Origin of the sequence: Helicobacter heilmannii (genome assembly GCF_001283065.1) — a bacterium.
In the GTDB taxonomy this organism is placed as follows: Bacteria; Campylobacterota; Campylobacteria; order Campylobacterales; family Helicobacteraceae; genus Helicobacter; species Helicobacter heilmannii.
This window is the reverse complement of the sequence record NZ_CDMK01000001.1, coordinates 388,794-396,668: the sequence shown is the minus strand read 5'-3', so window position 1 is coordinate 396,668 and position 7,875 is coordinate 388,794. Positions and strand designations below refer to the sequence as shown.

Annotated in this window: 8 protein-coding genes; 1 reads left to right on the top strand and 7 read right to left on the bottom strand. The window is 43.4% G+C overall.

The window, feature by feature from the left end; genetic code table 11:
* Nucleotides 1-483 precede the first annotated feature (483 nt).
* The gene (locus tag AOG36_RS08930; RefSeq protein WP_053825408.1) at nucleotides 484-1,299 is read left to right on the top strand and encodes a hypothetical protein; all 816 of its coding nucleotides are present in this window, start codon (nucleotides 484-486) and stop codon (nucleotides 1,297-1,299) included.
* 12 nt (nucleotides 1,300-1,311) lie between these two features.
* Here AOG36_RS08930 and AOG36_RS01965 read toward each other — a convergent pair whose 3' ends face one another.
* The 7 genes from AOG36_RS01965 to AOG36_RS01935 form a co-directional block, all read right to left on the bottom strand.
* Complete coding sequence (locus tag AOG36_RS01965) at nucleotides 1,312-2,541, bottom strand: type II toxin-antitoxin system HipA family toxin (protein WP_084815781.1); 1,230 nt, start codon at nucleotides 2,539-2,541, stop codon at nucleotides 1,312-1,314.
* 173 nt (nucleotides 2,542-2,714) lie between these two features.
* Nucleotides 2,715-3,356, bottom strand: a complete 642-nt coding sequence (locus AOG36_RS01960) for a recombinase family protein (RefSeq protein WP_015106117.1) — start codon at nucleotides 3,354-3,356, stop codon at nucleotides 2,715-2,717.
* Nucleotides 3,357-4,015: 659 nt separating this feature from the next.
* On the bottom strand, nucleotides 4,016-5,593 hold the full coding sequence (locus tag AOG36_RS01950; RefSeq protein ID WP_129593172.1) for a porin family protein: 1,578 nt from the start codon (nucleotides 5,591-5,593) through the stop codon (nucleotides 4,016-4,018).
* A gap of 336 nt (nucleotides 5,594-5,929) precedes the next feature.
* Entirely contained in the window at nucleotides 5,930-6,439 is a 510-nt protein-coding gene (locus AOG36_RS01945; protein WP_015106111.1) for a selenoprotein S family protein, read from the bottom strand.
* A gap of 435 nt (nucleotides 6,440-6,874) precedes the next feature.
* Entirely contained in the window at nucleotides 6,875-7,036 is a 162-nt protein-coding gene (locus AOG36_RS08495; RefSeq protein ID WP_015106109.1) for a hypothetical protein, read from the bottom strand.
* Nucleotides 7,037-7,065: 29 nt separating this feature from the next.
* Entirely contained in the window at nucleotides 7,066-7,386 is a 321-nt protein-coding gene (locus tag AOG36_RS08490; RefSeq protein ID WP_156294628.1) for a hypothetical protein, read from the bottom strand.
* 158 nt (nucleotides 7,387-7,544) lie between these two features.
* Nucleotides 7,545-7,875: hypothetical protein (locus AOG36_RS01935; RefSeq protein WP_231622543.1), on the bottom strand; the 331-nt coding region annotated here is incomplete at its 5' end.

Sequence of the window (7,875 nt, the reverse complement as noted above, 5' to 3'; positions counted from 1 at the left end):
ACTTGGATGTTCTAAGCGCTCTTTGACTTAATGGATTTGTCCACTTGGGACGATGGGGCTTTTTGGGACGAAAATGTCCCCAAAAAAACCCTATGAAAGCCCTTTGAGCCAAACCAAAAACCCCTGTTTATGGGCGTTTCATGCTTTAAGCTGTGGAATGGGGGTAAATACCCACGATTTTCATTGTAACTGCGTCAAATTTAAAGATAAATGCTAAAATCATGAAAGAGTGTTTGTGAATTTTTTGCAATATTTTTAATAAAAATTCTTGTATAAGTTCTCTGTAATTTTCCTATATACTAGATACTGCTAGCTATGGGTCGTTGAAACAAGAAGCCCCTGTCTTCAGCGGGTGAGCGATACACCATCGATGCACTATCATAGTAATAAAAAACACGATCGGCTCAAAGCAATTTGGGCAATAAGAGTGCCTACAACAAGCACATTGCCGATACAGAGCGCAAATTGCAAAGGAAAATGTAATTGATTGAGCTAGACAGACACGAGGAACAAGAAGACTCTTTAAGAATTGTGAGCGAGATGTTTGAAACGACCGACCTTTTAACCAACCCCACAGCCTCTAAGACAGAAAATGCGTTTATGCGCCTAGCGGGTCTTCTAGGGCTTTATAACTTTCAAAACGAGGCGGGCGACTCAATCGGGGCTTTCTCTAGGCTTTTGATAAGCTTTGTCAAAAAAGAACACGGGATAAACATTGGTGAAGAGCTCCAAATGCCACCCCTTGCGCTTGTCAAGGCGGATCAAAGGCTCATGTTTCTCACATCCGAGCCTAACAACAAAAGCATTGATCCTAGCCACCACAAAAGCACCATCTGCTTTCGCCTTGAGAACAAAAAGGGCAAATACTATTACCGCCCACTTACAAGCAAAGATGAGATGCTTTTTAAAGGACTGATGGATAGTTTCAATGCCTATTGTTCCAACCCTAACTGCTCCATGAAAGTAGATAACACCATCATCTTTAATAGCAGGTGGCTTAATGCTCTAGAGCTAACCAATGAATATCTTTTAGAACGCCTGAAAAAGAAAGAGGCCATATTACTTTATAACGACTACGAAAATGGCAATATACGGATAACCTTTACCCCACGCGCACAATTTTACAACTTCTTGCAAAGCCCTGATTGGAGCAAACAAAGCTATACGCAAAGAATGCGTTCCCTAGAAAAAATTCTACACATCAAAGGGTTAGTGCCACCACCACTCCCAAGTCTTGGCGAAAAAGTGGCTAGTGGCATAGATTCGCTCAAAGTGGCGTTGGGATTAAAGCTCTATTGAGTGGCTTTGGGCTTAAAGTGTGAGTGGCCTTGATTGATTGCTTTTAGCTGGTGTTTGGGTTTGCTTTTTAGCCTTGAGGACACCTAAATAGTTTTGGATTTTTCCAAATTCAGCGTGGGCGTAATTGTGTTCCAACTCGGTTAAGTTGTTTTTGTTGATGCCATTTTTTCTTGCGATGGACTCAAAGTTTTCTTGGGCTATAAGCATAGCTGATAAAATTGTGGCAAACATCGTGTGATCCACATTAAAATACTCTTTGATTTGATTGAATAAATCCAAAGAGGGCAATGGCTCACCGGGTGCAAAAAGCAAAGCGTGTTGTTGTTTGTGCCAATCTGTGGGGGTGGGAGTTATATCAAAAGCAGGACTAAGAGCCCATTTGCCATTTTGATATAACAAGCCGTGGTTACGCAGATGGTCATCGCAATTCCCAAACAAACCATTAAACACCATGCGCCTAAATAGCTCTTGCCGATCTGGTATAGATAACTTTTGGGACAACTCGCAATAGTTATAAGTTTCCCCGTCCTTAGCCTCTAATAAAGTCATCGCAGACATATAGGGGATACGATCTGTAGAGATGCGATCAAAACGCTTGACTAAAAGAATTGCTTGGTCGCCTATATGGTGTAAATGGCTTTCGCAAACATTAATCCCGGCTAAGTGCGCTAAAAACAGCATCGTTTGTTCGCATTCGGGGATTTGGCTGTCTTTATCCTTAATTGATGGGAATTTAGCGATATAAAGCGCGCCTTGTTTTTCTACACCTGCTTTTGGTCTAGCCCCGCCCAAACTGCCTGATGGACTTAATAATTGTTTAATGTCTTTATCACAAGCTTCCCCTTGTTCTAACCGCGCTGAAGCCTCACTCAAGGCATTTAAATGAGCTAATTTGGGTATATCGGTCGTATCTGCAACAAATTTGCCCTCTGTGTATAGGCGCAATGCCCCCATTCTAAAATAATCACTCGTGCCGAGCATGTATTGGCTCTCGCTTAAAAGACCCTTATTCTTGCGCCTTTGAACCAAACGCCCCCACCTATCCGGGCTAATATCTTGGAAACAACCCCATAGCGTAGTGTCTGTGCAAGGATATTCACTCAAAGGTAACTGCGGATCAAGCGCAAAACCTTTTTTTAGCCACGATGAGGCATAAGTAAAACAATAAGTTTCTTTGAGTCCTTGAGCCCATATCTGTAGATCGCCCACTTTTACTTGATTACAAAACACTGATATTGCCATGTGCGTCCTTTAGCTTAATGTCTAACATTGACACGGATACGCTAAAATGTCAAATTCATTACGGTTTAGCGCAATTCTTCAAATTGTTGACTCTGCGGGCTTAAAACCCAAGCGATTTTAGAGCCGTTTAAAGCGTAAGAAACACTGTGTGCCTATTTTGCGCGTGTGTGAGATCAAACTCCTCGCCGTTTGCACCACTTGAGAAAACCGCCATATACGCCTTTGGTAGGCACATCCAACATCTTGTAGATAGCCATGTAGCCTAATCCTTTAGCGCGCAACACGCGGATGTAGTCTAGGTGTGGGTCGTATTGGGGGTGTTTGCGTAGCCGTCCTTTTTGCCAACCTAGCTTTTTGCCCTTAGCTTTGAGTGCTTGTAGTCCTGCCTTAGTGCGTTCGCTGATGAGCTCTCTTTCTGCTTCTGCCAGATAGGCGTAAATGGCTAGCAAGAGTTTAGAAGTGGCGTTGTTGCAATTTGAGAGTTCGGGTTGGCGTATGAATACAAACTTAACGCCCCGCTTATCCAGCTCTAGCAACAAGTTGATGATCTCGTGCATGGTGCGCCCTAATCGGCTGATCTCAGTGGCAATGAGTAAATCCCCCTTTTGGAGCTTGGCTTTCAGTTCCTCAATGCGTCTTTTAGCCTGTGTCTTGGTAGCGCTGATCTCAATGGCGATTTTCTCATCTATGCTAAGTCTGTGTTGTTGGGCGTAACACTCTATGGCGTGGTCTTGGCTATGCATGTCTTGCTTTTCTGTGGATACACGGATGTAGGCAAACACCCGACTAGCTGTCTTTTCTACTTTTCTACGCATTGCACTTTAACCCTTGTTTTAAGATATTTCTATGGTTGAAGTTAGGCAACCCTTTAAGTGTAATTTATAAGAAACATAAAACGGGCGTTAAAGGGGAGCTAATCCCTAAAGAGTGGTATGGCTATGGATACAAGCATATCTATATGAACCCCAAGTACAAACACCACGCCGCCCAAAAGCCTGTAGAAATATTAGAGCATTGCTTAGCCATTGTGCCTAGTGGGGCGTGGTGTTAGATTGTTTTTTGTGGGAGTGGGAGCACAGGGGTGGCGTGTGCACATTTGGGTTTAGATTTTATCAGCGTGCCAGAAGTCTAAAGAATATTATGAGATCGTTAAAAAGCAATTGAGCGAAGCTAAAGCCCAAGGGTGCTTAAGCTTTGCGCCCCCAAGAGGGGGGCAGGGGGGCAAACTTACAAGGATCAGGGCGCGCTTAGGCTCATCGCCACGGAAGACAACACGCTCTAGAAGCGCACACGCTTGGAAGAGCGCAAGAGCCATACAAGGGCACACACAACGCATTTGAGAGATAGTAGCGGGTGCACAGGGAGCACGGATACAACACCTATGGGCTTAAATGCCATTCAAGTTTATTTTAGACTAGAATCTGTTGCAACATCTGCCCCCTCTGTAATAGGTCTATAGCCTCACCAATACTCCTTAAAAGATCAATTTTTCATAGGTCATGAAAATCCCGATGTCTTTGGCATTTTGATCTAATTGCAGATGAGTAGAATCTACCTGCCAGTTGAGTTCATGGGGGATCAAAGGGATGTCAACTCCCCATTTGATGATATTTGTTGAAAACTGAAACCTAAAACCTAAGTCCACATCTAAATTGTAAGAGGCGCGCCATAGACTTTTATCCCCAGCACCTAACACAAAGTTGGTGCTACCTCCCTGCACACCTGCAAACATTCCATAAAACAAGGGAGATTGGTAGTTTTTAGGCACATTGAAGTCATAGATCAAATTCCCCCCGACATCTATTTGGATGTCTTGGAGGTTTTTGAAGAATGAGAGGCGGCTATAAATAGGGCTGCGTATATAGCCATAACCTAGGAAAGCATCTAAGGAAAACCCTAGATGTTGGCTAAAAAAGTGCTGGTAGCCAACTAGAAAATTCATGTGATAACCCACATTGGAAAAGAACCCCATCGATCGATTGATGCTCTTGGCTAGAGGGGCTAGGCTAGGTTTGATTTGCACAGGTTCTGTAATAGAAACATTGGGGATCGATTCGATTTTGTGGGTAGCGTCTTGGATTGGGGTGGAAAAATTTTTATAGTTAAAACGCAAGGTATCGGGTGTTTTAAATTCCGGTTCGTTGATTGCCTGTTGGGCTGTGGGGATTGTATCTGTGGCATTGCCAAGCGTGGCTTGCAGGACCTGAAAATCTGTGGCGTATAATCCTGATAAAATTTTCTCCAGTCCACTTGGATTGTTTGAGCCTTGAACGGCATGTTCTTGGGCGCGAAACCAAGCCATGAGCGCGATGAACTGGTTAAAATCCATTGTAGGAAAGCCTGGGTCGATCTTTTTGATTGCGTCTTGAAAGTCAGTCTCGCTGGCATTCTCTAAAGCCTTTCCCTGGACAACATTAGCAAACCCTTCCTCTATATCTTTCTGATATTGGGCTTGTCCTACCTTGGGATCTAAAGGTGCTAAGGTCCCTAAATCCTCATAAATGGTCTTAACACTCTCTGAAAAAGTCTGGGTTGGGAGCGGGTTAGTGCCAGATTTAGCAATGGCTTGTTGTAAGGAATTGATCGCATTTGCTAGGGAGTTTCTGGCATTTGTGTAGCGCTGCACTTCTGCATGGTAGATGTCCATGTCCTTTTCATACGCGTCCTTTTTGGTGTTGTATTCTTGCTCCTGAGATGTAAGTGCCTCATTATAGTTCTTCACCTCCAAAGCAAGCTCTTGTTGTAAACTTTTAAGCGTGGTGAAGACAGCGCTAAAAGCAGACATTGCCGCTTGGTTGTGGCTATCTAGGCCTGAAGTGTCAATGATGGTTTGGAGTTCTTGGATCGTCTCTGTGATTTTTGCTTGTAGGGCCGGCATGCCATTTAGATCAGAGAGATTCATAGAGGATAGCTTATCAAAGGACTGGTTAGCTTTGCTCACCCCAACGACCATGTGATTGAGATTTTGGAGCATTTGCAAGGCCTCTTGGAGATCTTTTTTGAGCCCCTTGCTCAAATCCATGACAGTAGCCGGGTTGTAGATGGGGCCCATCTGCTTGACCTCAGGTAATGGTGGCTTACTCTTAGAAGACAAACTTTCATTACTCACGCCAAACCCTCCCCCTACAAAAAACCCATCGCGCACATCAGCAAACACCACGCCTAAAACAAGGGGTATGGATAAAAATCTTTTAAGAGAGCACACACGCCACAACCTACCCCCCCCCCCCAATATTTTAACGGCAAGACCGCCACATGCGACCACCATATTGGCGTGCATCCTTCTTTTTACCATCTGGGCATTATAACAAGTCCATGTTAATACTATGCAAAATGGGGGTTAAAGGGGTTAATTTCTGCCTGTCTAATTCACATACAAAAAGACTTTCTAGGTGTGTTGTTCTCTGTTGGGCTGTTGTTGGTCTTTCTGTGGCTCTGTGGGCTTAGGGGTGGTTTGGGGCATTTTGCCCTTGCTTGGACTTTGGTCACTGATTTTGGGCTGTTTGGATTGCTCTTGTGCTCTTTGTTTCGCCCGTTTTTCTGCCTTGCTCCGTGCATACCAGCCTTTTGCGTGTTGTTGCCTTTTCTCTTTATGCGTGTCTCTAAGCTTTTGTCTGTTTAGGCTAGCGATGTAATCCATGGTTTCACGCATAAGCCCCCAGTCGTCTTTAAAAGCCACAACATCAATCTGCGGTAAATCTTTGCCTAAGAAGTCATAAAGGCGGATATTCAGCCCTCCTTCATAGCGGGGTTTATACCAAACGGGGGCTATTCTTGCTTGAAAAGCATGGAATGATGATGGTGGGTATCTTTCTGTTTTAAAAGATAAAGTACCAACACCCTTTATTTCTCTCTTTTCTTTCCAATGGGCTAATTTGTCGTGGTCATAGCACTCCATTATAGTGCTTGCTAAATCTGTTTTACCATCCACTTTTTAAACCATACTCACCTTTGTCCTCGTCTTTCTCAATAAGCTCTAGCCCACTCCTCCACCCCACTCCGTTTATCACATTATCTCCGTGTGCAAAATCTAGTAATTTGTTATAGTAGCGTTTAATGGTCTCTAATAGCAGGGCTTCGCAATCTAGTTTCTTGGGTTTCTCGCCATTAACCGACTCGTTTAATTCTCATGAAAAAGCATTGTTACCTAGATATTCCCACTCGGGGTTTTTCAAGGCAAAATAACAAATGTGCTTACCTACTAAAAAGCCCACAATAGGGTGTTCATGATCTCTAGCCATTGCAAAAACCACTCTTCAACTCTGCTATTAAAACGGCTGTTCATATAGACATCTACAACATACTGGTTACTCTTAAGCTTCTCGTTCTCTTTCTATAAACTGCTAACCTTTTGTTCTGCGTTTTGCTTTTGGGCTGTAAGCTCCTTGTTCTGTTGCGCAAGCTCTGCAATCCGTTTGTCCTTTAGCACGCTGTCTGTTTGGCTAGCTTCTAATGCGCTGTATTTGCTCTCTAACGCCTCGTGTTTGGTTGTCAAATCCTTAATTTCTTTGGCGCGGGTGGTCTCTAGGTTAGCATTGGTTGTTTTAAGAGTGGTGAGCTCTTGTTTGGAGTTTCAAGCTGTTGTGTGAGCCTTGTGATCTTGTTTTCCTGAAGGCTTTCAAGAAACAGTCTCATATTGTCTTTACTAAGCCATAACTTATCTTCTTTATGCGCTAGCATTCTGTCAAAACAGTCTAGTACCTTGCTAGCTATTTCTTTTGCTCCTTTCTCTAAATTATCAGCATCTAAAGCCCTAATAGCCGCATAGTCCTCCTTAGTAAATAGCTTGTCCTCACAAAAAAGGTTATTAACCACTATCATTTGTTGGCGGGCTTGTTCTTTCAACGCTTTAAGTTCTTTAGCGGTCTGCTTCTTGTCAGTGGATGCAATAATAGCTATGAGCTCCTCTAGTTGGGTGTTAAGCGCGGCGTTAGTGGTTTTGAGCTCGTTTAGTTGAGTGGTGAGCTCTGTGTTAGAAGTTTTAAGCTTTTGCTTCTCTTGGGTTAGGGTAGTCTCTCGATCTGCAAAACGCTTTGTAGCCCTATTAACCATCTCTTTCGCACTGCTCTCCACGCTATCGCAACCAAAAATAGATCTGCTGTGTTTTGCGGAGTGAATAGCTCGCTACTCCTAAGAATGTTAAACGCCTTGACAGCTCTATCAAGCGTTGTGTAACTAATCTCAAGCCTTTCAAGGGCGTTGTCTTTTTCTATTTTTAGTCTTTTCTTCTCTGTTTTCAGTTTTTTATTCTCTACTTCTAGCTCTTGCTTCTCTGCCTTATGTTTTTGTATAGTCTCATTCATCAACTTTCCATAAACTCTAGGCTCGATGCGT

Coding starts and splice junctions, on each gene's coding strand:
- AOG36_RS01960 (WP_015106117.1), bottom strand. CDS start 3,356: ATGCGTAGAAAAGTAGAAAAGACAGCTAGTCGGGTGTTTGCCTACATC.
- AOG36_RS01945 (WP_015106111.1), bottom strand. CDS start 6,439: ATGGAGTGCTATGACCACGACAAATTAGCCCATTGGAAAGAAAAGAGA.
- AOG36_RS01965 (WP_084815781.1), bottom strand. CDS start 2,541: ATGGCAATATCAGTGTTTTGTAATCAAGTAAAAGTGGGCGATCTACAG.
- AOG36_RS01950 (WP_129593172.1), bottom strand. CDS start 5,593: ATGGGCCCCATCTACAACCCGGCTACTGTCATGGATTTGAGCAAGGGG.